25 protein-coding genes are annotated in these 22,214 nt (G+C 66.1%); 3 read left to right on the top strand and 22 right to left on the bottom strand.

Going from position 1 to position 22,214, the window contains the following annotated elements; translation table 11 throughout:
* Positions 1–61: 61 nt before the first annotated feature.
* The 7 genes from QSK35_RS14980 to QSK35_RS15010 all read right to left on the bottom strand — a co-directional run bounded on the left by QSK35_RS14980 (position 62) and on the right by QSK35_RS15010 (position 4,752).
* The gene (locus QSK35_RS14980) at positions 62–478 is read right to left on the bottom strand and encodes a hypothetical protein (protein ID WP_285746374.1); all 417 of its coding nucleotides are present in this window, start codon (positions 476–478) and stop codon (positions 62–64) included.
* A 58-nt stretch (positions 479–536) separates the two neighbouring features.
* Positions 537–1,409 carry a hypothetical protein gene (locus tag QSK35_RS14985; RefSeq protein WP_285746375.1) on the bottom strand — a complete coding sequence of 291 codons (873 nt, stop codon included), beginning with the start codon at positions 1,407–1,409 and terminating at the stop codon, positions 537–539.
* A gap of 59 nt (positions 1,410–1,468) precedes the next feature.
* Positions 1,469–2,029, bottom strand: coding sequence for a hypothetical protein (locus QSK35_RS14990; protein ID WP_285746376.1), 561 nt, complete (start codon positions 2,027–2,029; stop codon positions 1,469–1,471).
* Between the two features lie 194 nt (positions 2,030–2,223).
* A complete protein-coding gene (locus tag QSK35_RS14995) occupies positions 2,224–2,538 on the bottom strand; it encodes a hypothetical protein (RefSeq protein ID WP_285746378.1) in 315 nt (104 codons plus the stop codon).
* A gap of 690 nt (positions 2,539–3,228) precedes the next feature.
* On the bottom strand, positions 3,229–4,002 hold the full coding sequence (locus QSK35_RS15000) for a DUF7178 family protein (RefSeq protein ID WP_285746380.1): 774 nt from the start codon (positions 4,000–4,002) through the stop codon (positions 3,229–3,231).
* A 55-nt stretch (positions 4,003–4,057) separates the two neighbouring features.
* Complete coding sequence (locus QSK35_RS15005; RefSeq protein ID WP_285746382.1) at positions 4,058–4,345, bottom strand: hypothetical protein; 288 nt, start codon at positions 4,343–4,345, stop codon at positions 4,058–4,060.
* A gap of 17 nt (positions 4,346–4,362) precedes the next feature.
* A complete protein-coding gene (locus QSK35_RS15010; protein WP_285746384.1) occupies positions 4,363–4,752 on the bottom strand; it encodes a hypothetical protein in 390 nt (129 codons plus the stop codon).
* Between the two features lie 1,806 nt (positions 4,753–6,558).
* On the opposite strand from QSK35_RS15010, the gene QSK35_RS15015 reads away from it, so the two are divergent.
* Positions 6,559–7,380, top strand: a complete 822-nt coding sequence (locus QSK35_RS15015; RefSeq protein ID WP_285746386.1) for a hypothetical protein — start codon at positions 6,559–6,561, stop codon at positions 7,378–7,380.
* A 114-nt stretch (positions 7,381–7,494) separates the two neighbouring features.
* Here the strand turns inward: QSK35_RS15015 and QSK35_RS15020 are convergent, their stop codons facing one another.
* Positions 7,495–7,683 (bottom strand): hypothetical protein, encoded by a 189-nt coding sequence (locus QSK35_RS15020; RefSeq protein WP_285746388.1) that lies wholly within the window; start codon positions 7,681–7,683, stop codon positions 7,495–7,497.
* Positions 7,684–7,916: 233 nt separating this feature from the next.
* Positions 7,917–8,792: a PIN domain-containing protein gene (locus tag QSK35_RS15025; protein WP_285746390.1), complete on the bottom strand. Its 876-nt coding sequence runs from the start codon at positions 8,790–8,792 to the stop codon at positions 7,917–7,919.
* 267 nt (positions 8,793–9,059) lie between these two features.
* On the opposite strand from QSK35_RS15025, the gene QSK35_RS42730 reads away from it, so the two are divergent.
* Both QSK35_RS42730 and QSK35_RS15030 read left to right on the top strand, forming a co-directional pair.
* Entirely contained in the window at positions 9,060–9,248 is a 189-nt protein-coding gene (locus QSK35_RS42730) for a helix-turn-helix domain-containing protein (RefSeq protein ID WP_352243984.1), read from the top strand.
* Positions 9,249–9,819: 571 nt separating this feature from the next.
* A complete protein-coding gene (locus tag QSK35_RS15030) occupies positions 9,820–10,101 on the top strand; it encodes a winged helix-turn-helix transcriptional regulator (protein ID WP_285746952.1) in 282 nt (93 codons plus the stop codon).
* 23 nt (positions 10,102–10,124) lie between these two features.
* Here QSK35_RS15030 and QSK35_RS15035 read toward each other — a convergent pair whose 3' ends face one another.
* From QSK35_RS15035 to QSK35_RS15095, 13 genes are all read right to left on the bottom strand, one after another.
* Entirely contained in the window at positions 10,125–13,049 is a 2,925-nt protein-coding gene (locus QSK35_RS15035; RefSeq protein WP_285746392.1) for an AfsR/SARP family transcriptional regulator, read from the bottom strand.
* Positions 13,050–13,218: 169 nt separating this feature from the next.
* Positions 13,219–13,650 carry an SPX domain-containing protein gene (locus tag QSK35_RS15040; protein ID WP_285746394.1) on the bottom strand — a complete coding sequence of 144 codons (432 nt, stop codon included), beginning with the start codon at positions 13,648–13,650 and terminating at the stop codon, positions 13,219–13,221.
* 49 nt (positions 13,651–13,699) lie between these two features.
* Positions 13,700–14,152 (bottom strand): pilus assembly protein TadG-related protein, encoded by a 453-nt coding sequence (locus QSK35_RS15045; RefSeq protein ID WP_285746396.1) that lies wholly within the window; start codon positions 14,150–14,152, stop codon positions 13,700–13,702.
* Positions 14,149–14,646, bottom strand: a complete 498-nt coding sequence (locus QSK35_RS15050) for a TadE/TadG family type IV pilus assembly protein (RefSeq protein ID WP_285746398.1) — start codon at positions 14,644–14,646, stop codon at positions 14,149–14,151. The genes QSK35_RS15045 and QSK35_RS15050 overlap by 4 nt, the downstream gene beginning before the upstream one ends.
* Positions 14,643–15,062 carry a TadE/TadG family type IV pilus assembly protein gene (locus QSK35_RS15055; protein WP_285746400.1) on the bottom strand — a complete coding sequence of 140 codons (420 nt, stop codon included), beginning with the start codon at positions 15,060–15,062 and terminating at the stop codon, positions 14,643–14,645. The genes QSK35_RS15050 and QSK35_RS15055 overlap by 4 nt, the downstream gene beginning before the upstream one ends.
* Positions 15,063–15,137: 75 nt before the next feature.
* Positions 15,138–15,323: a hypothetical protein gene (locus QSK35_RS15060; protein ID WP_285746402.1), complete on the bottom strand. Its 186-nt coding sequence runs from the start codon at positions 15,321–15,323 to the stop codon at positions 15,138–15,140.
* Positions 15,324–15,373: 50 nt separating this feature from the next.
* Positions 15,374–16,267 carry a type II secretion system F family protein gene (locus tag QSK35_RS15065; protein ID WP_285746404.1) on the bottom strand — a complete coding sequence of 298 codons (894 nt, stop codon included), beginning with the start codon at positions 16,265–16,267 and terminating at the stop codon, positions 15,374–15,376.
* Complete coding sequence (locus tag QSK35_RS15070) at positions 16,264–17,181, bottom strand: type II secretion system F family protein (RefSeq protein ID WP_285746406.1); 918 nt, start codon at positions 17,179–17,181, stop codon at positions 16,264–16,266. Before QSK35_RS15070 ends, QSK35_RS15065 begins: the two co-directional genes overlap by 4 nt.
* Positions 17,178–18,629: a TadA family conjugal transfer-associated ATPase gene (locus QSK35_RS15075; protein ID WP_285746408.1), complete on the bottom strand. Its 1,452-nt coding sequence runs from the start codon at positions 18,627–18,629 to the stop codon at positions 17,178–17,180. The genes QSK35_RS15070 and QSK35_RS15075 overlap by 4 nt, the downstream gene beginning before the upstream one ends.
* Entirely contained in the window at positions 18,626–19,468 is an 843-nt protein-coding gene (locus QSK35_RS15080; protein WP_285746409.1) for a CpaE/TadZ family protein, read from the bottom strand. Before QSK35_RS15080 ends, QSK35_RS15075 begins: the two co-directional genes overlap by 4 nt.
* The gene (locus QSK35_RS15085; RefSeq protein WP_285746411.1) at positions 19,468–19,986 is read right to left on the bottom strand and encodes an SAF domain-containing protein; all 519 of its coding nucleotides are present in this window, start codon (positions 19,984–19,986) and stop codon (positions 19,468–19,470) included. Before QSK35_RS15085 ends, QSK35_RS15080 begins: the two co-directional genes overlap by 1 nt.
* Before the next feature lie 309 nt (positions 19,987–20,295).
* Positions 20,296–21,330, bottom strand: a complete 1,035-nt coding sequence (locus QSK35_RS15090; RefSeq protein WP_285746413.1) for a hypothetical protein — start codon at positions 21,328–21,330, stop codon at positions 20,296–20,298.
* On the bottom strand, positions 21,324–21,680 hold the full coding sequence (locus QSK35_RS15095; protein ID WP_285746415.1) for a hypothetical protein: 357 nt from the start codon (positions 21,678–21,680) through the stop codon (positions 21,324–21,326). The genes QSK35_RS15090 and QSK35_RS15095 overlap by 7 nt, the downstream gene beginning before the upstream one ends.
* Positions 21,681–22,214 lie beyond the last annotated feature (534 nt).

Here is a 22,214-nt window from a genome sequence, read left to right on the forward strand (position 1 = left end):
GCCGGGCGGAATCAAGACGAGGTCGACCGTCGCGGTGGTCGAGATAGGACGGGCGAGGTGGTTAGGCCAGCAGCCATCGGCGAGATGCAGCCGTCTCCTGGCACGGGTCGAGATGGCGCGGATCGGCGCAATCACGAACACGACGGGCGACCACGAACCACCAGCGCAGCAACGCGCGGACCGCGCGGGCACGGCTTGTGGCGATCGGCAGGAAGTACACAAGTCCCTCACCGTCGAGGAGGTGCGCACGGTCGCGGTAGGCGGTGGGCGACCATCGGCCGCGAATTCGGACGAGGCCACCGATGATGCTGGCGGGCTGGCGAATGCCGTAGCGCTCGTCGATCGTGACGATGTGGACGGTGTGGCCACCGGTCGCGTCCACGATCTGAGTCAGGGTCGCCATGCCGTCGCGGGAGTCTCGTCCGTTGACCCACAGCGTCACGACGGCGGTGGTGTGGGTGTTCGTGGTGTCGGACATGGGAAGGCGCTTCCTTCGGGACGGGATCAGCGTGTCCTTGCGTTGGCGGGGTTACCTGTCAGCGGCAGTGGCCGGTGATCTGGACCAGGTGGGCCATGTCGACTACGGGCCCGGCCCAGTAGCGGACGTGGGCCGGTTCGTTGCCGATGCCCCAGACATAGAGCCGGCAATCGGGGTCGCGCGGGCAGGCCCACACGGACCGCTTGCCAGACCCGTCCGGCGCGGGGGCGCCACTTTCGTCGCACAGGCAACCATCGAGCGGGCCACCCCAGGAAGCCCGCAGGTGCTCGAACACCCGGACGTACGGGGCGTCGAACGGCACGGTGTGCGCCTTCTGCCGGGCCGCGACCCACTTGGCCAGCGCGTCCGCGGACAACGGCCGGCGGGAGGTGATCACGGCGCGTGTGGCGTCGACGTCGGTGAGCTGGCCGTGATCGCTGCTGTCCGCGTAGGCCAGTGCGCACGGTCCGGTGAACCACAACGTGATCCACTGCGGGCCCCGGTGCCAGCCGCGCACATAGCCGCGCCGGTCGCCCAGTTCGGTGACTGGGATCGGCGGCAACACGCCGTCCAGGCCCCGGTCCGGTCGGGGTGTCCACCCGTGTGCGCGAAGGTCGTCGTCCACGGCCGGGTAGATCATGTCCGTGGTGCGGGCGCCGGAGTAGCCGCGTGCCGCGCGGCTCAAGGTCTCCGCCAAGCCGTCCATGCGGCCGGTGACATTGCGCAGGCCCTGGACCCGCATGGGGTTCGAGCTCAGCGTGTCGTCGTGTAGGTCGGCAACCTGGCACCGGAGTTTCTCCGCGAGCCGGGCCAGGCTGGTGAGGCTCGCGGCCTGCATACGGTTCACCGTCTCCAGCGAATCGGCCCGTGCGCGTTCCCGATCGAGTTCCGCGCGCAGAGCGTCCAGGGTGGTCGAGTGGTCGGTGGTCATCGTGGCGCTCGCTTTCGTCGGTCGAATTGCGCGAAGTTGCGGGGGCGGTGGAAAAGGGGTCACTGTTCGGCGAGCACGTGGTCGAGGTGATCAAGGAAGTAGTCGACGTTCGTGTTCGGGCGCATCGCGTCGCCGGAGGGCATCCAGTCGGAGTCGTCGACGTAGCCGGTGCGGTCGAAGTCGTCGAGGTGGTCCGCGTGGTCGCACTCGCAGCACTCCGGCGCGGTCACCGGGTACAGCTGGTTCCCGACATTCCGGCACGCGGTGGCCAGCGCGCGGTCCCGGAACGTGGGTGCGGTGTAGGTGGCGATCGCGGTAACCACGCGGGTGGCTGGGAACCGGGCGAACAACTCGGCGAGCACGTCGTAGTGGGCGTGCCAGCACGCGGAAATGGTGCGGCGCCTGCCATTCGGACCGGTGCCCTTGCCGAACGCGGATGCGCTGCCCTTGGCACCGCACCCCGTCGTGTCGGTGGCGCGGAGGGTGAACGTGGCGCGGGGGCCGGCGCGGTTGCTGCGATCCTCGCCCGTGCGCACGGTGATGTTTCCGTCGTAGAGCGCGCTGGACACGTCGCGTACGACGCGGTGAATATCGGTGAGGGTCACGCCGTACACAAACATGGTTGAACTCCTTTGCCTATCAGGGAAACGGTGGTGATGACGTGCGCGCGGATGAGTCGAACAATCCGCAACGGAAAGCCGAACCGTTGCAACCGTTGCGCGCGGGTTAGGACTGCGCGGCGCCCGTCATGAACGGGCGCCGAGACACGCTGCTGACTATCGGGTGAGATGTCGGGCGAGACGGACTGTTCTTGCTAGATCCAGGAATCGACGCGGTGGACAGTGGCGCCGTGTTTCTTGGCGACATAGGTCGCAGCGTCCGCCAGGTTCGAAAATCGGTAGCGGTAGGCGGACAATGGCACCGGACCTGGTGACCCGTCGGTGGAATCGATGCGCCAGCGTCCGCGCGGTGCGCGTTCGCACGCGACGAACGCGCACCCGTCACGGGTGAACGCGACCGCGCTATCGGCGTCCCGTTCGCCGTATGTATCGTCACTCATGATCCAGCCGTCTTGCGCGTACTGAAAATGAAGCTCGATGACGCTGACTGCCCGTTTCATGGTTGACATGTCCACTCCCTGCTAGTTGACCGGAATTGACGTGGCGGGTTAGTCCCAAGCCCAGCGGGGTTGAAATTCGTCCGATAGTCCGTCGAACATCCACGCGCCGAAGATGCGTTCGTGTCCGGAGCGCACGCGGACGTGCGCACGCGGGATGCAATGCGACGGTGTGACGGTGGTGTGTTCGCCACGCCGATAGCCGCGACGCTGCGCTGTGACCCGCACCTTGATGTACCCCCACGTTGTGTAGCCGGTCAGTTTCGCCGGTATGAGACCCAGGAAGCAGTCAATAAAGACGAGGTCACCGGGGTGAACTACCGTCATGTGGACGTGACTGGTCTGCGTTGCGCTCATTTCTCAGGCCCTCATTTTGTGTGCGTGTGTGTAGTTAGCTGACCGGTTGGCGACAATCGGCGGATCCGACTGGTCACCAGTCGCCGAAGGTGCAGACAGGCCCGCATTTGGCGCTGGAGTGGGGTCCACTGGGTGCGAAATGCGCGCGGCGCGCGAGTTGGTCATGCTGTTCGTATTGCGCGTCCCCTTTCCTGCTGCGCATTCCTGCCCATTCGACGGGCGGGGCACCGGCGAGAAGCTGTTCGCAGCGTGGGCAGCCGGGCGTCTTGCGTCCGAAGACGGGTCCGCCGCACGTGTGTTTAACAACGGTTTCCATGATTGCGCCTTTCACTGTGAGGCAAGCCATTAGGCGGCCGTCTGGTAGCCGGTGCCGGGGCACGTCGCCAGTTCGGGAAAGTGGTTGGTTCGGAAGGCTTGCCAGGCTTGTTCCGAATTTGCGCGTGCCCGGTTGCGGCCCTTGTCAAGGCGGTTGGGGCCGCGCTGGTTTTCGGCTTGCTGGTTCAGCCGTTGGCGGACAAGCCACGTCACGGCCTGTACCTGATGTGCCGAAACCTGGTCACCAGAAACGTCAGAGATCATTTCCGCGGCACGGCGGTACAGGCTGACCACGTGTTCGTACTGCCGACGGGAAATCGAGCCGTCCTTGCGACGGAAGCCGTTGACCGGTGCGGAGTCGTACTCCTCGGAGGTGAGCGCGCGACCGTGCGCCACCGACAGCGCGTGCCGATCGATCACCACGCGCGGGTCGTCCGGGTCTTGATCTCCGCCGAACTCGATCAGGTGGGCAAAGTCGCGGATCTTGGGACCATTGAGGATGTCGTCATACCGCTCACCGGCGAGCAACCGGTCAGCCGCGCGTTTCTGCCCGGTCGTGGCGAACATTCCGGAACCGGGCCCACCGATTCCCTTACCCTCGCGCAAGACGCGAGCGGCATTATGAACATTGCCGATCCATCCTTGCTGGGGTGAGTAGATCGCGAGCATTCCGGCGCCGAGATGAGCGTCACCGTTCGCGATGGCGGTTGCTACGTGGTGCGCGTCGGCATACCAGCGCATTCCTTGCGCGATTTCGTCGGGCGTGGCCCGTTCCCAGTGCCACACAATGTTTTCGTGGCTCACGGGGTGCGTCCGGAACCATAGGTGATCACTGGGGGCAGGCATGACGATTCAGTCCTTACGTGTGATTCACGGTGACCGGAGAGTCGTCCCACAAGCGGGACCATCCCGATTGCACGGGACGCGCGCCGGCCCTTCTCACGTACTTGTCCAGGGCGAGCAATTCGCGTCGCACTTCCCCGACGTCCAATTGCCACAGTTCACGGGAGATCTCGCTCCGCACACGGTCAAGGTCAATCGCGCCCGATGACGCGAGGGAATACAGCGCGGACGACATACCGCCGTGCCACACCGACGCGATACGCCGCGCTTGCCCGTTACTGATCATGACGATGACTGCACTCATCGGTCTCACTCCTTGGTTCACGCCGCGACCGCGACCGGAATGGATTCCATGGCGAGAAAGTCGAAAATGGCGAGCTGAGCGGTTTCCCGCGCAAGCGTCATGGCTTCGGACAGGTCCGCGGTCACAACGGAGACGTCCAGGTAGACGCGACCGGTCGCAGGGTCGCGCCATCCGCCGAGAACGCGACCGGGCAGCGAAAGAGCATCTTTCGCGTGCGCGATGTATTCGTGAAGATGGTTACTGGTCACGGGACCGTCGAAAACGCGTTCGTGTTCCGGGTGTACGGCAACTGCGTAGCCCGCGCCGACGTCAGAGCCGTCTTTCGGGTTGACAGAAAATCCGCCATCCGGAACTGACAGAGCGTCCGCCATGGCGCTAATCCGGGCGGACCAATCGATCAGAGTCATAGTCATGGCGGTACTCCATTTCGTGTGGGAAAGTTCGTTGACTGGCAGCGACTCAGGCCAGTTGTGAACTGGCACCGAAACGCGCAACCCTCACCGTTGCGAGATCTCCGCAAAGGGGACACATCCTGTATCCGGGCAATACGGCACTTCTCACGGGTGAGGGTTGCGCGTTTCGATGGCACATTCCCTGAATCTCTTAGAACACTGTTTGGATCAGCCGTTATGTCTAGCGCGCAACGCAAGGAACCATGCCCGTAAGGGTTTGGCGTGCTATGGGCAGGCGAGAGCGATGCTCTCAAGCCAGAGAAACCCAATGTCGGCAACCGCCTAAAACAACCCCGAACGCCTACACATTGCGACGTTTGTCGGTGCTAGACCACCATTGGCTTATCTTGGGGACACACCTGTGGCAGGCATGCCATTTATGCGCGCTACTCCGCTCTATAGCAAGAGCTATGCAAATGGTGCTGCAAGCGCAGTTACTACACATTCCCTCTTGGAAATGAGCGTTTGGCTACGCGTCGTTCACCATTCCGCTCTGCACGGATTCGCTGCTGACCGCACGGCCCAAGCCGCTGCCCGCGCTATACGGGACTTAAGGTTGTTGCCGTTGGGAAGTCACCGTGGTGATCGACTCGCAGGGGCGCCGTGCCCTGGTCCTCGTCGCCTCCCCGGTAGCTGTCCTGCTGACATGTCTATTAGACACCTAAGTAGGACACTTCGCAAGAGGGGTGCCCCCGTCGTGACCTCGCCGTGACTTGATCTTGGGTCAGTGCGGGCTCAACGGGCGCGCGAGAGGGGTTGCGCCTTGTGTGACCCCTCTGGACCGAGTGCCGGAGACAGGGCATTGGCGCGACGGGCAGCTCAACGGTTTGCGGCCGGCGGCCGGGCGTGGCAGCTCGCTAGCGCGCCGACTCCGGACTTCAGGGTGGCGGAGTTGCCTAGATTGGGAATAGCAATGCTATTCGGTGTCGAATCTCGGGCCATCTGATTTCACTGAGAGATTTCCAGAGAAAATGTGACCCATTGACGGTTTGGTGAACGTGATTGGCGAATCCGTGTCCGGGTGGTCATGTGCGCCAAGCGGATGGCGCGGCCATAGTGCAGGCAGAGGTGCGGGTGGAGAACGAAAGCTCGACCGCCGGAGGGGTGGGGGACGAGGACGTGGCGACCGTCGCATCCAAGGTGACCACGGAGTGCCAAGGTGCGGCGGGTGACCACCCACCCAAATCGACTGTTCATATGCCTGCCGGCCACCGAGTCGGGCGTCACATCGGTAGCCCCTGTGGGCCGGGTGGCCAGGCGCTTTCGCGAGTTGAGGGGTTACCGCTCTAACGGGCAGCTGGACGGGACCGTCGCCTGGCATGTCACCAGGACACTGCGAAGTGCTTGTAGGGTCTCAAATCCGATGGCACATTCTCAATGATCTTGGCACCTGGATGGCACTCGTGCCATCGGTGTGAGACTCCGCAGGTCAGGCGCACGCGGTGCAGTGCGGTCAGGCTGACGATGCCGTGGAAATGCCACGGGTTTGAGACTGATCTTGGTGACATCGCGGTGAGACAAGTCGAGAAACCGCAGGTCACGCAAGATCGACATGTCATCGGCCGTGAGACCCTACAGTGCTGTAGGGTCCCAAATTCGATGACACTTTCCCAAAGATCTTGGCACCGAATGGCGCTAGTGCCACGAAAACTGGGATTGATCATTCTTCGACGCAGGACAGCGTCCCTACTCGGGGAGTTGCTGGCCGGCGACTCAAGGCGACCTTGTTCTGTCAAACGGTGTTTCACCGACCCCTGAATCATGCCACGCGAGCAGGAACGCCATCGTCGTCGCAACGAGGTGTGCGTCGCACACGTCTCAGGCTCGAACGTGCCGCACACGGGCACCGACGCAGGAGGCGAACCCCAGGTGCCCAAGAGAGTTCTCGGGTGGATGTTGTTCGGTGCGTGCGCGGCGGCGATCGTCTTCGTGATTGTCGGCGGGCATGTCGGGACCGTCGTGGGTGAACCTCTGCGCTTGTGGAGCCGTTGGGCTTCCGGCGAGAAGGTTGACGACGCCCAGTTGTGGGGCTGGTCGATGCTGGCGTGGGGGCGAACGGGCAAGCTGCTCCAGTTCGCGGCCGGGCTCACGGGCGTCCTCGACCTGATCAAGCCGGGACGCCTTCGCAAATTCGGCACCAGGCTGCGCGACCAGTCGTGGCGGAAGCTCGCCGACAAGCTGGAACTACCGGCCCTGCTAGGAGGGTCGTGCTACATCGCGGCCTTGCTCGTGGTGCCGGTTGTTGGCAGCGTGATCAAGCTACCCCGAGTCGTCATCCAGCTTTGGGCCATCGCCTCTTTGGGGGTGCTGGTGTGTGTTCTGCTGCTGGGTTTTCTGTTCTTGAGGGCGCTGAAGCATGCCCGGACGGAGGAGCGAGATTTTTCTTTCGCGAGGTACTGGCCCTTCCTCATCGTGGGCGGAATCCCGATGTTGCTGTGGATCGCGATCACCCGTGGACTCCTGATCCCGCTCGCCGACGGACTCGCGTGGGCTCTGGACCGAAACGAACCTGGCCACCCGCTCCGCTGGCTCGCGTTTGTCCTCTTCATCATCGGAGTCGGACTTGACTTGCTCGCGTCCTGAGCTCGCGACCCACCCTGCATGCACCTCAGGCGCCGCTGGAGTCCGCCGCCAGCTGCGCCGATGACACCGCCGGTTGGCACTGACTACGCTGGGCGCGACCAGGCCTCACAGGGGTTAGAACACGGGCCAGGAGTCGTCGGCGATGGCGTCGGCGAGCAAACCGGGTTGGCCGAGATGCTGCACGGTCTGGGCGACCACGAGCGTGTGGGCGAGCCGGGCGAGCGCGAGAAGCTGTTCCGCGCTCGGAAGGTTCGTGCTGCCGTGCGCGAGACGATTGCGAGTAGTGCCGACGATGTCCCACACGTCTCTCGCGCTCGTGACAATGCCTCGGAACAGCGGCGGGATCGGATGGATGCTCGGGTGGATCCTCTGTGCCAACGCCGGATGCAGGTCAGCGGCGAGTTCACGAAGTCGCTCGTGCAGCTGATACCCGCGCGTTGTCGGCGGGGTCAGCCTGGCGGTAAGCGCGGCCCGCGTCCTCCGTCCTCACCCCGTCCGCTGCCACGACCCGTTGCAGGAGCTGCAGGCGGCCTCTGTCAGGCCCGAGCCTTGCGCCTGTCCTGCTGCTCGGGCTCGTCCTCGTCTTCGACGGCGTTGCGGAGCCGGTGTGACTTCAGGCCGGCCGCGCGGGCTCGGAGGTCCTGGCCGGTGTCGTAGGTGATCAGGGTGATGGGTTCGCCGGCGAGGGCCTGCGCGTGGACGAGGCGGTCGACGATCTCGTCGTCGGTAATGGGGAGCCGGGTGTGGCCGGGCGGGTCGAGCAGCAGTTCCACGGTGACCCTCGGGTCGTCGTCGTGCAGCTGTCCGGGCCAGGTGGGGTCGCCGCTCAGTACGCGCGCCAGCACCGCGGTGGTATAGCTGGCACGCCACCGGTGATGCTGCTTGCTGTGCTGCTTGAGGTTGTCGAGCTCGTCGACGACCGCCATCGGAACGAGCAGCCGGAACTGCTTGTCCGGGATGCGGTCGAGGATCTTGGCGAACTGGAACTCCTCCAGCTTCGGCCCGTTGATGTAGGCGCTGCTGTCGAGGGCGACGTACGCGTACGTCGCTCGCCAGCTCATGATCTTGTCGTTGAGCTCCTTGTGCGCGACGTCGAACGCGTCGCGCAGATCCTGCAGTTCGGCGCTGAGCAGTCCGTTGATACCGGGGTGCTGCTCGTCGGTGGCGAGAAGACCGGTCTTGGTGACGAGGACCTGGTATCGGTTCGTCCACAGCAGACGGTGGATGTCGGCCGGCGTGATCTGGTTGCGCAGAACGTTCCCAGTGGTGGTCACGAACTCGACGTAGCGCGTGACCCACTCACCGGTGGAGACGTGTCCGGGGCTGGCAAGGTTCAGGGCCGCGGCGGAGGTCTCTTGGAGGATTTGCCGCACGGCGTTGCGGTTGGCCCCGGGAGCCAGGTTCACCATCATCAGCGCATTCTCCACCGCTGCCGCAAGGACCTGTCCGGGCGGATCTCACGGCGGTGAGCTACAAGCCGTCGAGCTGCTGCCGCAATCAGTCCGGGCCGCAGGAGCCGATCCACCAGGCGTCGCACACCTGCTGCCGGGCTCGGCAACTGGAGCACGGAGCCCCGAGCTGCGCCCGGTCCTGACCCGGCTCCCGCCCATGGAAACGCCTGGCCACGTTCCACCTCCGCGGCTACCCGACCATGCGCGCCACTGCGGGCCGCGCTCCGCATTGACCCCAAGAACCTCGCCCGCGACATCCGACGACTCGAACGCGAACTCGGTCAACAGCTCGTACACCGCAACACACCGCCGAACCTGATCGCTGGACTCACCGAACACGGCCGTCGAGCACTAGGCCCTCCACGTTCTTGTGCGCCCAGTCCTCGTCGTCGACGAGGGTCCGAAACGGCGCCTTAACCCCGTGAGTGCCGCCGCGAGTTGCTCGTTCACCAACACATCGTGCGGCAGCACCGGAGGAAATGACACGTCGATTGAGACTGATCATGATGTCATCGCTGTGAGACGCGGTCTGAACCCGCAGGCCAAACAAGATCCACATGTCACGCGCGGCGAGAACCTACAAGTGCTCACCGAACGTGTTGTTGATCTACTAGTCAGCCACTCGATGTGGTGACACCGGTTCGTACTAAGTAGAAATACGCTGCGCTGGGTACCCCGTTTGGCGTAGCGTCGGCAACCCTGACACTGGCCAAACCGAACGGTTGATGTCGACCGAGATAATGCGCCCTCTGGTTGGAAGGAGGCGATGAGACTTCGATTCCGGCTCGTCTAGTGCTGCGGGGGCGGGGTGCAGACGGGGCGAAAAGAATGAGCGGGGAGTGTGTTCATGGTAACGGGGGAAGCTAGGTTTCTGCAGCGGTCGCGGGATCTCCGCCACCTGCTGAATGGGGAGTGGATCGCGCACATCTTGGTGGCGTTGAGTGCCGGTCCACTGCATTACACCGAGCTGTACGCCGCCATCCAGGAAATGACCACGTTCGATCCCTGGACAGGAACCGAGCGGAGGATCCAAAGCCGGGCGTTGGGGCGTACCTTGCGGCGGATGGAGACCGCGGGCCTAGTGGACCGGTTCGAGGAACGGACGTTTCCGCGGTCGGTGGTGTACTCGCTAACTCCGGCTGCCGCGGACCTGCTGGCTCGGTCGCAGACACTCGTCGACTGGGCGGAAGAGAATCTCGACCTGATCGAGCGCCTGCAAAAGGCGCAAGCGGACGACGAGCAGTCGCAGGACGACGAGCAGCCAGACTGAGGCACGGCTGCGGCCCAGGTCGGTCAGCTGGCCGCGGCGTTGTCAGGAGAGACCGTCCGCCGAGTACCGCCTCGGCGTTGGAGGAAGTCGGCGAGGTGGAGCGTGTCGGCGCTGGGGCATTGGTCGATCTCGCCGAGCGTAGTGGTCAGCAGCGCGAGAGTGCGCGGTATGGCCTCGTACTGGCCGAGGCGGGCCTGGGTACGGATGATGTCGCGGTAGACACCTTCGTTGTACCGGTCGAGCTTTCGAGTGCGTTCCAGCAGCGAGAGCATTGTTTCCGGGTTGCTCTCGCCCTGCGCGCGGATAAGCCCGCCGAGCGCGTCCAGGACATCGCGTCGAGTGGCCTCGCGGAGTGGTTCGATCCAGGGCACGAGCAGGTCCTCGGCCAGATCGCCCCGATAGAGCTCAATGGCGTCACACAGGCGTGCCTGGGCGTCGAGGTCGCCTGGGCGGGGCGCCTGCAGGGCATGCTGAAGCTGCCAGTAGTCGACGCTCACGAGGTCGCCGTTGAGCAGGTAGCGGCCATCGTCGTTGAGGACGGCATTGCTGATCAGGCCGTCGGTGGCGTCGCTGAGTGCGCGGCGCAGCATCGACAGGGTGTTGTGGAACGAGTTGTACGGCCGCGGCGGTTGGCTGTCGGGCCATACGGCCTCATTGACGACCTCGCGGCGAACGCCCTGGGGCTGAAGAGCGAGGTAGACGAGTAGTTCCCGCTGCTTCGCCGTGAGTGTGCCGTTGAGTTCACGGCCGTTGGTGTCGTCCTGCAGGTTGAGCAGGAGGCGTCCCAGCACGCACACACGCAGCGGGCGTGCCGTCGTGGACTGGTCAGCGCTGACCTGCACCGGCGGTTGCATGTGCTGCGGCGACTGGTCGCTGGCGTGCTCGACATCCCTGATCGAGGTCGGTGCGACGTTGTTGGACTGGACGTTCACGAGGATGGGTTGGACGTCCAGCTGTTGCGGACTCGCGGCCCGTGCGGCATGCGGGGTGTCTGCCAGCGTGGGCGGACGGATCGATTCGAGCTGCGTCATCTCCTCAACCGAGCGCTGCTCGGGCACCATGTCGTTCTGGCGGTTGTCCGGGAGAGGTACCTGCTGTTCGCCGCTCAGGTCGGCGTGCTCGGCCGCGATGACGTCGGCGGGGCCTTCGGCGTCACGGAGCAGAGCGAGTAATTCGGTGGTGTCGGTGGCGGGCAGGTTGAACAGCCGTGTGCCGGAGAGGGTGTCGCCGAGGCCGGGGCTGGTCGCACTGACGGTGCCGTCATGGCGGACGAGCACGGTGGCGCCGGGGCGCCACTGGCCGAGGAGCACGCCCGCCAGGCCGAGGGTGGAGCCGTTGTCGAGGACGGCTTGTAGGCGACGTTCGGCGTGAGGCGCGGCGCTCGCGAGCAGCACGAGCGAGGCCGGGGTGGCCTGAGGTTCGCCGTCCTCGATGACGTGGCGCGTCCGGGTGAGCAGGGCCGACTCCATCTCATCGAGTGCGGCGTCAAGCGAGGCAACGACATGAACAGTCGACGGCAGGTGCTCGACGTCCGTGCCGTCGAAGGCGAGGTGCAGGTCGTCGGTGGGAATGAGCACGCGGATGCCGCCGCCGGGCTGTTGTTCGGTCAGCAGGTGCAGCAGGAGTGCACGAGCGGCGGCGGTGGCTCCGGGGCCGGCTACGCCGAGGCCGCGGGTGCTGGCAAGGTTGAGGGCGAGCTCGCGCCCACCCCGCACGCCGACCTTTGCCGGTACGGGAACGGCTTCGTCGTCGGCCGCAAGAACATTGGCCGCTGTGATGTGGACCCGCGGAGGAGCCGAAGCGAGGTCAACGAGCTCCGCGTCGTCACCCGGCTGCTCATTGCTGTCGTTGTGGTCGTGCGCGGCGCGCAGGGCGCGGACGACGGGCGCGATCGGGCGGTGCAGGTCGGCGCGGTCGCCGCTGCCGATGCGATAGCGGCGCCGCTGCCAGATCCGGGCGGACACCATGGCCGCAGTGATCGCGGCGGCGAGGCCGAGGCTGACGAACACACCCGTCCGCAGGTCCAGGCCCGATCCGGTTTGGTCGTTGGTGTCGTTGCTGTGATCGTCGGCCTTGCCCGTCGTGTCCGGCGACGTTGTATTCGGCGCGGGCTGCGTCGTCGGTGGCGTCGTCGGCACGGTGCTTGTCGGACGTGGGGGTTGCTGGGGTGGAACCTGGGGCGGCTGTTCGCTGGGCGGGCGTTCGTCGGGTGGTGCGGCGATGTAGGCGGTGATCTTCCAGCCAGGCCGCACGAGGTTGGGGTTGGTGAGCGCGCGGCCGTCGGGTTGCTCGACGCCGCGGTTGAGCTGGAACAGCTCGGGCCAGCGGCTGCCACCGCCGGGACCGTGGATGCGTTCGGCGATCCGCCACAGGCTGTCGTAGATCCCGTCGTGCGGGAGCCGGACTTCCTCGGTGACCTGGATCGTGCCCGGCGGGGCGGGTGCTGTCCGATCGATGACCAACGTGCTCGCGGGTTGGGCGTCTGCAGCCAGCGTTGCAGTCGTCTGCGTGACTGGTTCTGGGGTCAGCGGCGCGACGATGGCGACCGGCGCGAGCTCGCCGGCCAGCGTGGCAGCGGGAGTGGTTGCCGTGTAAGAGGTTCGGCTGCCGAGCAAGGTCAGCACGACGGTGCCGATCAGCACCGCGGCGAGCCCCTGCAACGGGCCGGGCGGGTGGACCTGCGACCAAGTGATCCCGCGCGCCGTGTCGACGGTGCAGCGCACAACGTCCATGGCGAAGAAGAACCAGACGATCCAGCACAGCACGGCCAAGGTGTCGAGCAAGAACTGGGCGCTCATGGGATTGAGCAGGGTCGCGTGGATCTCATCCCAGGTCGGCATGTGATCGGGCAGCGGCCACCCCACGAAGTGCACCAGGGCCCAGGGCAAGCCGGCCACGAGCACGAGCAGGACGACGAGCGCGATCAGACCGCGAACGAACCGGACCATGGTGGACAGCACTGACCAGACAGGATGGTCGATGCTCGTCCGAGTCAGCTTTCGGCGAGAGAAATGCGGTTGTGCGGTCACGGCGTGCTCGATTCCTTGGACGTACAGAGTCAGGACTCAGCAGCCGCCACCCGAGCTGGCGAGTGGTGGTTGAGTCGTGGTGGCGATGTCATGTCACCGGCTCTGGGATGCGCTCGGCTTGGTCCGCAGCGGTGCGAGGCACCGCAACGTCTGGTGGCGCTGGTGTCTGGACTGCTGCCGGCGGCGTCGTCGCGGAAGGTGCTTGGCTCGTATCGTTTTTCGCCACGGGCGGGGCGGTAGTCCGCTTGCGCTTGGGGCGGGTTGTCTTGCGGCCGTTGAGCAACTGGTTGAGGTCGGATGCCCGCACGTCGGTGAACTTGGCGAGTTCGTCGACGCCAATCACCTCACTGGATTCGGCTAGCACATCGCCGAGCTCACGCTCGATGTCGGCGAGTTTCTCGGCTGCCTCTGCTCGCGCCTGCGCGAGTTCGCCGACGCGCTTTGCCGCAGCGGCCCTCCTTGCGCTGCGAGCAGCATCGGCTTGCTCGACGCGACGTTCGATCTCTTCAGTCGTCACCATTGTGGTCTCCTTCCCCATTGATGCGAGGCCTTGAGCATGCGCGGTGGTGTCACGGGAGTACTCCAGAGATTCCGCGCTGCGGTTGGGCTTGCCCGGCTCCTGTGACACGGATCGATCCGACGCCAGCCAGGCCAAGCAGCTGGGTGGGCTGGTTGATGCTGACGGTCACGTTGACCGTGTTGCCGGTGACCGACACGGAGCCGGTGTGGCCTGCAGCCGCCAGGTAGCTGTGGGCCGCGGCGCTGGCCTGGTGCGGGACCAGGCGCAGGGTGCCGTCGGCGCGGTAGGCGGTCAGGTCGATTTCCTGGGCGCCGGCCCGAGCGGCTTCCTGCGCCTCGCCCATCGCGCGGACCTTGGCCGCCAGGGCGAGCCCGCCATCGAGCACGAGCCCTGCGAACAGCAGCGCGGCGAGGGCGATGATGACGACGAACGCGGTCACTCGCCCGTCCTCGTCCTTGCGTAGTTGGCGTGTACGGCTGCGCAGCGATGCGGTGAACGTCATTCCGTACCTCCCGCCGGGACAGACACGGAGGTGCCGCGCCAGACATCGACCGGTGAGGAGAAGCTTGATTCGAGCGTCCGGCTGCCGGGCACGCCGAGCGAGGTCATGTCTGCAAGGCCGACGTTGCACGAGATGGTGACTGTCACTGTGGAGCCGGGTTTGAGGCCCTGGGTGTCGGTGGAGACCGACAGGGACTGGCAGGTGATCCCGGCCGAGGCCAGGGCTGCGCTGGCGGTGGCCTGGGCGTTGGCGGTCGCCTGCGATGGGGTCCGGGCCAGGGTTGCGGCACGGGCGGCTTGGTGAGCGACGTCGTTCATCCGCAGCTTGGTGTCAGCCAGGCGACCGCAGAACACGACGAACAGCAACAGCAGGATCAGTAGCGGAGTCAGTAGAGTGAGTTCGGCTGCGGCGGAGCCTGTTTCGTCGCGACGCAGTGCACGCATGCGGGCACGCGTCTGTCGTGCGAACACGGGAAGCCGATGGATCGCGGTCATGGTGCCACTGCCCCGGTGCCGTTCGGTGGAGTGAATTTCTCCACGGGCCCAACGGCTTCGGCGTGGACCGTGAAGGTCACGAATGGGATCACGTTGATCACGGTTCCGGTGACCGTCACGGATGCTTGGGTCGGTCCTCGTTGGACGTTCATCGAAGTTTCTTGCAGGGGACCACTTCCCAGTTGGGTGAGGACGCGTTTCCCTTCGGTGTTGCCTGCGGAGGCAGTGCCGCCGGACACCCGTGCTGCGGACAGTGCTTCGGACGCGGCGGCCTGGGCGATGTGGGTGGCGTGCATGTACAGCGCGAACTGAGTGATCAGCAGGATCAGCAGCAACAGCAGCGGCGTGGCGATGACGAGTTCGACCGTGCCAGTGCCACGCTGATCGGTCCGCAGCCGGTGCAGCGCGGCCCTCACGCGCGTCCGGTGTGGACGCTTGTGCGTGTTCGTTGTCCCGATTCGGCTGAGACGTCGAGGCATGATGGTACCGGCCTACAGGTTGATGCCGCTGGCTTTCTGAGCGACCTTGACGGCGATGACCGCGATGACACTGAGGGCGAGCGTCACCAGCAGTGCGGTAACCACAACCGCCTCGGTCGAGTACCCTGCCTCGTCGTGGCGCAGTCGATCCAACTCGGCGTGAAGGCGGGCGATGAGGATCTGGACTTCGGTGAACATCAGCTTCTCCAGTGCAATTTGGAGTCCTAAATGGATGTTTGAGGAACTTCTTAGAGCCCTCCTAACACGCTCGCGAGTGCCGGGAACCCGATAAAGATCAGGAACCCGCCGAACAGCATGACTACGGGCAGGCTCATCCGTTCGGTGGCTGCTTGGGCGTCGGCTTCGGCGTCGGTGAGTTCGCGGGTGCGCAGCGCGGCGGCCTTGGCCGCGAGGCTGGCGCGGACGCGGGCGCCTTCGGTGCCGGCGAGGCTGACCGACGCGGCGAGCTCGGACAGCTGGTGCACATCGAGTTCGGTACCGAGCTGACCGAGGGTGGACCACGGGGTGGTGCGAGTCAACTTGGCGGTGACCAGTGCGCGGCGAAGTTGTTGGAAGGCCCAGCCTTTGCCGATGCCGACCGCGTCCGACAGGGCGCCGTCGACTCCGGCGCCACCGGCCAGCAGGACCCGGATCAGGTTGAGGTAGGCCGACAATGCGTGTCGGAAGGTGGAGCGGCGTCGCTCGGCTTCCTGTCGGACGCTGATGTCGGGGAGCAGGAACCCGCCGAGCGCGAACAGGAGGCTCGCGACTGCCGGGATCTCCCATCCGAGATCAACATCGGCCACGACGAGCAGCAGTTGCATCAGGTTTGGCAGCAGCAGCCCTGTCAGCGTCAACGTGGCCTTCTCTGCCAGGTGGTGCTCAATGCTCTTGCCTGTGACCGCGAGGTCGTTGCGTAGCTTGCGGTTGGGCAAACCGAGCGAGGCCAAGGGCTTGATGAACGGTCGGCCGACGAGCAGGGCCCAGCCGTCGGAGTCCGCGGTGAGGATCGGCGGTGGCGCGGAGGTGGCGTGCAGACGGTCGACCAGTGTTCGCAGCGGCGGTCGCGGCGGGAACACGTAGACCACCAGTGCCCACAAGCCGACGCCGAGCCCGGCGCCCCACAGCAACGCGCTGATCATGACGACGCCCCCTTCCCGGAGAGCAGGTCGTCCACGTCCGCGTCGTGTGGCCGGATCGCGCCGAGCTCAGTAAGGAACCTTTCGGATTCGCATATCCGCGCAATCCTTGCCAGCCAAGCAAAAGCTGCAGCGAAGAGGACGCCGACGAGCAGCAGCATGAACTGGCCGAACGCCGAGTCGTATGGGGCGAGGTAGCCACGGTTAAGCAGTACCAGGCCGATGGCGAAGGACAGCGTGGTGATCACGATGACGCGCACGCTGGTTCGGGTGCGAGCGCGGCCTGCCTCGACGCGCATCCGCATCGAGGCCTGTTCGCGGGCTTCGTTGGCGAGTTCGCCGAGAAGGTCGGCCAGTTGTCGGGCCTGGTGCTCGGCGGCCAGCACCAGCGCGGAGATCACCAGGTCGGCAGTTGGATCGTGTAGCTGGTCGGCGAGGTGGCGCAGGGAGGGCGCGAGGCGTTCGCCGCGTTCCAGCCGAACGGCGAGCTCGGTGATCTCCTCGCGGATCGCCTCGGGACAGGCTGAGGCGGTGGCAAGGATGGCCTGTTCCAGGCCGGCCGCGGCCACGAGGGTGTCGCGGAGCATCTCTGTCCAGCCGGCGATCGCCTCGATGCGTTCGAGGTGGCGCTTGTGGTCGACGTTCGCGCCGAGGATCCGCGGCAGACCGGTGACCGCGACCATGCTCAGGACGGCACCGACCACCCAGCCTGTGACCGTGCCGACGACCAGACCGACGAGCACCGCCACGACGAGCCGGCCGATCTGCTTGCGGTCGTGGCGCGCTGCCAGCCAGACGTTCACTCGCGACGGCGCCGCAGGGCGAACAGCGCGGCCACGCAGCCCTGCCACGATGAGCACGACGCCCACGGCCACACCGGCGCCGAGCAGACCGAACAAGGCGGCCGTGGTGGTCATGGCGTCCACCAGCCTTCGCGCCGCTCGAACAAGTCCGGGTCGTACCCCGCCTCGACGAGCAGGTCGACGGTGTCGGTGCGCAGCGGCGCACCGGGTACCGCGCGCAGGTCCGGGCTGGGCCGCCAGACCTCGTTGCTGATGATCTGAGCGCCATCGGCACCGACGACTTCGCGGATGGAGGACACCACGCGCTTGCTGGGATCGTCGCGGGGCTTTTCCAGGTGCACCACGAAATGCAATGCGGCGGCGACCAGCAGGTTGGTTGCCTCCATCGGAAGCCGCTCGGGGCCCTGCACGGCGTAGGCGGCGAGCTTGGTGAACGCGCCCTGGCTTGAGCTGCTGTGCAGGGTGCCCATGCTGCCGTCGTTGCCCATGCTCATGGCGTTGGTGAGCGGGATGACCTCGGGGCCGCGCACCTCGCCGACGATGACCCGGTCCGGCGACATCCGCAGCGACTGCCACACGAGGTCCGACAGCGAGATCTCGCCCTGGCCCTCGATGTTCGGCTCGCGGGCCTGCAGTGCGACCACGTCCGGGTGTGCGTCGGCGTCCTCGCCGAGTCCGAGCTCGAAGACGTCCTCGATCGTCACCAAGCGCTCCCACTGTGGAATGGCCGAGGCCAGACCCCGCAGCAGCGTGGTCTTGCCGATCGCCGTGCCGCCGGTGACCAGGATGTTGCGCTTGGCCCGCACCAGAGCTTTCAGGAAGTTCTCCAGGGCGAGGTCGATGGTGCCGTTCTCCCGCAGCTCGGCCAACGTGACCTTGGCGAACCGGTGACGGCGGATGCTCACGGACGGCCGCACGGTCACCGCCATGACCGCCGAGACGCGCTCGCCACCGGGCAGCTGGAAGTTCACGATCGGACTGCCGCGGTCGAAGCGCCGCTCTTCCACGCCGCTGCGGGTGGCGAGGTCACGGATGAGCTCGATCAGCTCGGTGTCCGAACCGACAATCGGCGGCAACCGCTTGCGGCGGCCGTCGGCGAACTTGACGAAGACACGGTCACCATTGATGTTGATGTTCTCGATATCGGTGTCTGCCAGCAGCGGTTCCAGGCCAGCCAGGCCGAAGACCTCATCGAGGACCTGGCGGATCAGCCGCTGCTCAACCTCGGGCGCCACGAGCATCCCGCCTGTGGCGGAGTTGCGGAGCTCGGCCTGGGCGTGCGCCTCGGCGGCGTCGGTCAGGATGGTCTCGGCCAACCGGCGGCGTTGCGGGGCGTCCATGGGCGGACGGCCGGCGGTCTCGTCGGCACGGATGCGTTGGCTGAGCTGGGTGGACAGCTGGTCGCGCAGGTGCTGCCGCAGCCGGTCCACCGCAGCGGCCTCTCCCGAGTGCCGGTGCGGAAGCTCCGCCGGTCCAGGCATGTGCTCGGCGGCGACCGGGTTCGTGCCAGTGCCATTGTTCGAGGTGGTCACGCGAGGGTCGCCGAGTCCGGGCCGGGTCATGGTGTCGCCCCGTTACGGGTCTGCGGTCCGAGCGGCTGCAGGGCCACACCGGAGACCGGCTCACCCGGAACGGCCAGCCGCAGGTGCTGTGCGCGACTGCCGTTCGGCGTGGCCGGCGCGTGCCCGTGCGCATAGATGTTGAGCGCGATCTTGGCTGCGGCCCGGCCGAGCGCGGACTTGTCTGGCCCGCGCCTGCCGGTGCCCAGGCCACACAGCACGGCGGCGCCCTTGGTATCGCGAGGTACGCGACCCATCACCGGGATGCGCAGGGCCTGGGAGACCTCTGCTGTCGGGTATCCGTCGCCGACCAGCACGAAGCACGGGCGGCGCGACCATTGCTGGGCGGTCAGCAGCTTGAGCGCGATGTGCGCGAGTTCGTCATCGTGTGGGCGGGCGATCAGCAGCATCGCGTCCGCGCTCCGGATGATCGCGAGCGCAGGCGAGTCAGGATCGACCCTGCCGCAGTCAGCGATGACCGTGGTTCCCGGATGGTCGGCGGCCCGCCGCAGCGGCGACGACGGCCCTGAGGCCAGTACTGCCAGGGCCGCGCGAGCTTGCTCGGCACCGACCGGACCGAGCACCACCCGCAGGCCACCAGACAGGAGCTGGCTGTGCTGGGCGAGCAAGTCAGGGTCGGCGCTGCCGCGGCCTCGTGCCGCCGCGGCCAAGCTGACCAGGCCTGGTGTATCGGGAAGCCGGAAGCGGGCCATGAGATCGCCGCCAGCGGGGTCGACTTCGACCACGATCGGGTTCTCCTGCGCCGGCCACCGGGCACCGAGCGCGGTCGCGAGGGTGGTCACACCGGGCGACCCTTTGAGTGAGCAGACGGCGATGAGCATCAGCGACCCCCTCCCGCGATCGCGACCAGGCTGAGTTGTCCTGAAGGGGCTGAGGCCAACGCCCGAGCATCCGACTCGGACAGCTGCAGGGACACCACGGTGATCTGCTCGGTGTCGCGCATGGCAATACCTGTCACCACCGCGGTCCACGACGACGTCTGCCCGGATCCCGTTGACGTTCCTGTCGTTCCCTGCCCTGATGTGGTGAGGACCGCGACCGTGGTCCCAGGCGACAGATCGGGCGGGAACTGTCCCGGCTTGAGCCCTACAGCGGCGACCGCCTTGCCTTGCTTAGGAATCTGCGGTGCCCCCAGCACTGACCGGGTCACCAGCGCGCCTGCGGGCAGGCTGAACGCGACCGGTTGTCCAACCACTGTGGACGTTGCAGATGCAGGCATCACGTCCATACCGGAGTCCGTCGCCATGCTGACCTGTTTGAGATCCTGCGCAGTCAGGACTTGACCCACCGCGACGGGGCGGGCCAGCGCGAGAACACTTTCCCTGTCTCCCAACTGCATCCCAGCGAACACACCTCCGGCCGCACACACCAGAACAAGCAGAACTCCGAGCAACAGGTAGGGCACGCTGCGGCGCCGACCGCCGCCGCTCAAGCGCGAAGGAGTCTTGCCGTCACGGCCAGCCCACGCGCTCGGCGACGGTTGTATCCGCGTCGTCGTGTCCGTACTGGTCGAACCTGCGGTAGTTGTCACCACCGACCTCCTTCAGGCATGACGCCATCGCGACGCGTCGACTCGGGTGTCGACGTGCCCTGACCCGTCAGGTGTTTCGTTGTGCACGCCCGCCCTCGTGAGGCGGGAGGCTTCGGCTCAGCCGGTCGCGATTCCCTGGCTCTCCGCCACGCGGAACGCCACCGAGGCCGAGGTCGTCATGTTCGGGAACGTGCCGCTCTGGCCCGCGCCCGACCAGGTCACCGTCCAGTTCACCGTTGCGGTCACAGGGAACGCATCGGCCCGCTGCCCGGCTGAGGACGTCTTGTACGTGTAGCCACAGTCAGGCGAGGCGCTCTTCGGATCACCACCGGCAGGGAACGGCGAGCCAGGGCTGGTACAGGTCACCGAGCCGCCATCACCCATTGACCAAGTCACCGAGGTCGGCCTCGCGAACGCAGTTACCGAGACACCCGGCACCGACGCGGTCGCTGAGACGTCGCCCCAACTGCTGCGGTCCAGCCACAACCAGGTCGGCAGGCTGACAAGCTGGTCACCAGCCGGGTTCGCCTTGATCTTCGGAGCCGGTAGTCGCAGTTGGTTCCGTGCCTGCGCCGCGAGCTCAGCAGGCGAGGGCAGTGGCACCGGACCGGGCTGGCCGTCCGCGATCCAGACTGGCGGCCGGTACAACGCGTCCCGGAAGCCAGGTCCCGTGCACTTGTAGACGTACCAGGCACCCGGCGGCGGCTGGGCCTGCGCGAACCGCGGCTGCGCGACCGCGAACCGAACCGTGGCTGGCTCACGCTGCGGCCGATACACCGCGGGCACCGCCGTGACCACATCCGATTTCGGCGGAACACGGAAAGCCGCTGGCTGCGCGCTTCCCGGTGGCGGGCCCTGGTAGTCGCTGCGTTCGTAGCCGCACTGGGCCAGGTTGGTGTTACCACCGACGATCGTGTCTCCGTTGGCCTGTCCTGTACCGGGGTTGTTCTGTCCAGGATTGCCGGGCTTGTTCCCGTAGCCCTGGTTACCGTCTCCAGGGCGGGGGTACTTGCCTGCGCCGAGTTCGCAACCAGGGTTGGGGTACTGGCTGCAGTCGGTGAAGCCCCACCCAGGGTCCGCGAAGGCTGGGAGCGCGGTCGCCATGACCACGGCCGTGGACAGACCCACTACGACGCCCAATCGCTTCAACACGTGCCCACCGCCTCTACCGCGAAACGGGTGACCCTCCACGTGCCGTCCTGCTGCTTCTTGACTTCAGCGGTGATCGAGCGTCGCCCGCCCGGTGTGTCGTTGAGAAGCTGGCCGTTCTTGTACTTCAGCCAGCCGCTGTCGTCTCCGCAGTCCGAGATCATGGCGGTGGTCGGGTTGTCCGTCGGGTCCACTTTGGACACCTGGGGGTTCGTCTTCGGCTCGCCCTTCGTCACGACACCGTTGGCATGGTCTGTGTACAGACTGCGGTTGATCACCCCGAGTGCGTCTCCGGTCGCGTACTTCGCGAGCTCCGGCGACTGCCAGTCTGCGGTCTCACCGGCTTTGGCCATCTGCCGCCACATACCGGTGTAGGCGGCAGTCGCCTGCTGGCGCGCGCCGTCCGCTGGAGAGACCGACGACGGAGCACCGGTTGTCGGCGACGAAGGTGTCACTCCAGTCGCGCCCCCAGGCGTCGACGACGAGTTCGAACTACAGGCCACCAACATCAGTGCTACGAGTCCAACAGCGGCCAGGCCTGCCGGACGTCGGCCGTGTACGTTGTCCCCGGCCACGTGCAACCCCCTCGGATCTGCGAAGCATTCCTTTCGATCTACTGTGGTACACCCCACGTCTACCTTGCGTCCCCTAGGAGACTGCAAGGTCCCCATGAAGGGACACGGGTGTCGGAACAGTGAAATTCGGGCAAGATTCACCCGGATGAGTTAACGGCCATGTGTCCAAATGTCGCCGAGTAGTAGGTTGTTTGCACCAGAAAGACGTAACCGTCGGCTACACGGAGTACAGCGTGACCAGTTCTGTCACTCTCACGCGCAGACGAACGGCGCGAGATCTGCGGTGACCGCAATTGGTATCGCCGGCTGGGG

It is taken from the genome of Lentzea sp. NBRC 105346, from assembly GCF_030269605.1.
Taxonomy (GTDB): Bacteria; Actinomycetota; Actinomycetes; order Mycobacteriales; family Pseudonocardiaceae; genus Lentzea.

Excerpts from the sequence above, each read along its gene's own strand:
- QSK35_RS14980 (WP_285746374.1), bottom strand. The coding sequence starts at position 478 with ATGTCCGACACCACGAACACCCACACCACCGCCGTCGTGACGCTGTGG.
- QSK35_RS14985 (WP_285746375.1), bottom strand. The coding sequence starts at position 1,409 with ATGACCACCGACCACTCGACCACCCTGGACGCTCTGCGCGCGGAACTC.
- QSK35_RS14990 (WP_285746376.1), bottom strand. The coding sequence starts at position 2,029 with ATGTTTGTGTACGGCGTGACCCTCACCGATATTCACCGCGTCGTACGC.
- QSK35_RS14995 (WP_285746378.1), bottom strand. The coding sequence starts at position 2,538 with ATGTCAACCATGAAACGGGCAGTCAGCGTCATCGAGCTTCATTTTCAG.
- QSK35_RS15005 (WP_285746382.1), bottom strand. The coding sequence starts at position 4,345 with ATGAGTGCAGTCATCGTCATGATCAGTAACGGGCAAGCGCGGCGTATC.
- QSK35_RS15010 (WP_285746384.1), bottom strand. The coding sequence starts at position 4,752 with ATGACTCTGATCGATTGGTCCGCCCGGATTAGCGCCATGGCGGACGCT.
- QSK35_RS15015 (WP_285746386.1), top strand. The coding sequence starts at position 6,559 with ATGCCACGCGAGCAGGAACGCCATCGTCGTCGCAACGAGGTGTGCGTC.
- QSK35_RS15025 (WP_285746390.1), bottom strand. The coding sequence starts at position 8,792 with ATGATGGTGAACCTGGCTCCCGGGGCCAACCGCAACGCCGTGCGGCAA.
- QSK35_RS15030 (WP_285746952.1), top strand. The coding sequence starts at position 9,820 with ATGACCACGTTCGATCCCTGGACAGGAACCGAGCGGAGGATCCAAAGC.
- QSK35_RS15035 (WP_285746392.1), bottom strand. The coding sequence starts at position 13,049 with ATGGTCCGGTTCGTTCGCGGTCTGATCGCGCTCGTCGTCCTGCTCGTG.
- QSK35_RS15040 (WP_285746394.1), bottom strand. The coding sequence starts at position 13,650 with ATGGTGACGACTGAAGAGATCGAACGTCGCGTCGAGCAAGCCGATGCT.
- QSK35_RS15045 (WP_285746396.1), bottom strand. The coding sequence starts at position 14,152 with ATGACGTTCACCGCATCGCTGCGCAGCCGTACACGCCAACTACGCAAG.
- QSK35_RS15050 (WP_285746398.1), bottom strand. The coding sequence starts at position 14,646 with ATGACCGCGATCCATCGGCTTCCCGTGTTCGCACGACAGACGCGTGCC.
- QSK35_RS15060 (WP_285746402.1), bottom strand. The coding sequence starts at position 15,323 with ATGTTCACCGAAGTCCAGATCCTCATCGCCCGCCTTCACGCCGAGTTG.
- QSK35_RS15065 (WP_285746404.1), bottom strand. The coding sequence starts at position 16,267 with ATGATCAGCGCGTTGCTGTGGGGCGCCGGGCTCGGCGTCGGCTTGTGG.
- QSK35_RS15070 (WP_285746406.1), bottom strand. The coding sequence starts at position 17,181 with ATGACCACCACGGCCGCCTTGTTCGGTCTGCTCGGCGCCGGTGTGGCC.
- QSK35_RS15075 (WP_285746408.1), bottom strand. The coding sequence starts at position 18,629 with ATGACCCGGCCCGGACTCGGCGACCCTCGCGTGACCACCTCGAACAAT.
- QSK35_RS15080 (WP_285746409.1), bottom strand. The coding sequence starts at position 19,468 with ATGCTCATCGCCGTCTGCTCACTCAAAGGGTCGCCCGGTGTGACCACC.
- QSK35_RS15085 (WP_285746411.1), bottom strand. The coding sequence starts at position 19,986 with ATGCAGTTGGGAGACAGGGAAAGTGTTCTCGCGCTGGCCCGCCCCGTC.
- QSK35_RS15095 (WP_285746415.1), bottom strand. The coding sequence starts at position 21,680 with ATGGCCAAAGCCGGTGAGACCGCAGACTGGCAGTCGCCGGAGCTCGCG.